1 protein-coding gene is annotated in these 266 nt (G+C 70.7%); it reads left to right on the top strand.

Annotated features, from left to right (window positions below; translation table 11 throughout):
• A partial coding sequence (locus R0J92_RS23505) for a hypothetical protein (RefSeq protein ID WP_411053453.1) occupies nt 1-266 on the top strand: 266 nt, incomplete at both ends.

The raw sequence follows: 266 nt of genomic DNA, 5'->3' as shown, positions 1-266 counted from the left end.
GCGCGTCACGCGCGCCGGCTTTTTATACGCGCTAAGACGCTGGACGGCGCTCGAACGGCTCGGCCACGCGCCGCTGCGCGGCGGCTCCGGTCTGCTGCAAATCGCCGAAAACGCCGACGAAGCCCGCGCGATGAGCGAAGCCATCGCCGCGCTGCGCTATCCGCCGGAATTCGTCACGCCGGTCTCCGCCGACGACGCGCAAAAACTCGCCGGTACACCGCTCGCGCGCGGCGGCTGGTTCTTCCCGCACGGCGGCTGGATCGACC

It is taken from the genome of Tritonibacter sp. SIMBA_163 (assembly GCF_046535935.1).
GTDB classification, from domain to species: Bacteria; Pseudomonadota; Alphaproteobacteria; order Rhodobacterales; family Rhodobacteraceae; genus Epibacterium; species Epibacterium scottomollicae.
This window is presented reverse-complemented; position numbering and strand designations above follow the sequence as displayed.